This is a genomic window from Nocardiopsis sp. NPDC007018 (genome assembly GCF_040635075.1).
In the GTDB taxonomy this organism is placed as follows: Bacteria; Actinomycetota; Actinomycetes; order Streptosporangiales; family Streptosporangiaceae; genus Nocardiopsis.
The window spans coordinates 1-1,229 of record NZ_JBEYHA010000111.1; the positions used below are offsets into that span (position 1 = coordinate 1).

Consider the following 1,229-nt stretch of genomic DNA (forward strand, 5'->3'; position numbering starts at 1 on the left):
GTCACCGGCCGCCACGGCGTTGACCGCGTCGATCGCGTGGCTGAGCGGCAGCCAGTCGGAGACCGCGTACAGCACGTCCGGCATCTGGTTCGCGGCGAGCGGAGGAGGGGGCCTCCGGGTGCCTAGAGGGCGCCGACGTTGAGGTCGACGCAGACGTAGAAGGCCATCGGGGTGTCGGCCACGTTCCAGCGCGCCAGCACCGTCTGCTCACCGCTGTAGCCGGAGAGGTCGACGGTGTGGGAGAAGTTCGCCGGCGGCTGCGCACCGCCGTCGTCGATGCTCTCGATCTGCTGACCGTCGATGAAGTATTCCCACGTGCTGGTCGAGTGCCGGGCGGTGATCGTCCAGTCGAAGGTGACGGAGTTGCCGACCGGGGTGACGTCCCAGCCATAGTTGTCGTCGTCCAGCTCGGAGAAGGCGGCGTTGCCTCCCGAACAGCTCATCAGGCCCTTGGGGCCCTCGACGCTCTGGGGCTCGTACTGGATGGGGCCGCAGGAGACCGTTCCGGCGGCGCACTGGGCCTGGCGGCTGGGCGGGTTGTTGATGTAGCCGTGCGCGCTGGCGGTGCCCGCGGGCATCAACGTGAAGGCCAGGGCGGTGGCGGCACCGACGGCCGCGGTCGAGCGGATCTTGCTGCTGATGCTCATGAGGGAGCCCTTCTTCTGGGTCACGACCCTGGGGGCCGTAGCGGGGTGACCCGGACCGTCTCCGGACCAGGGCGGGTGGGACGCACCCACGGCCGGTTATTTCCGTGGGCCCGGGCGGGGGTGCCCGGGAACGTTCCCGTGGGTTTCGGGAGCCTCCGTCCACCCAGTACCGAGGACGGTAAAGAGCCCGTCACCCGTCGTCAAGGTCCCTGTTACCTGTGGGTGTGCTGTGACACCCGTACCAGTGGAACGGCCCAGTGACGCGACTTCCGGCGCTGGTACGGGCGGTTGGGAACCACGGCGGGCGTCCCGAGCAGGACCGATACCGGTCGGTGTCCGGCACCGGGCCCACGTGACGGGACTGGACCAAGAGGTAGACCGTCATGACGTCCCACCAGACCTCACTCGGAGGTGACATTCACCTTCCCCCACAAGGTGAACGGGTCGAGAACCCGGCGCTCGTCGTCCGCGCCCCGGTCGGCGCCGTCATCGGCTACGCCTTCAACTGGCACTACGTGGACGACACCGACATCGCGTTCGTCAACTCCGGCTCCAACCCGGTCCGACTGGCGGGCACCAACC

The 1,229-nt window shown here is 68.7% G+C and carries 2 protein-coding genes; one reads left to right on the plus strand and one right to left on the minus strand.

Translation table 11 applies throughout. The annotated features are described in order from the left end of the window. Positions 1-122: 122 nt before the first annotated feature. On the minus strand, positions 123-647 hold the full coding sequence (locus ABZ635_RS27110; protein ID WP_357770085.1) for a lytic polysaccharide monooxygenase auxiliary activity family 9 protein: 525 nt from the start codon (positions 645-647) through the stop codon (positions 123-125). 383 nt (positions 648-1,030) lie between these two features. On the opposite strand from ABZ635_RS27110, the gene ABZ635_RS27115 reads away from it, so the two are divergent. Continuing rightward, positions 1,031-1,229, plus strand: a 199-nt coding sequence (locus ABZ635_RS27115; RefSeq protein WP_357770087.1) for a hypothetical protein, incomplete at its 3' end; no start/stop codon positions are given.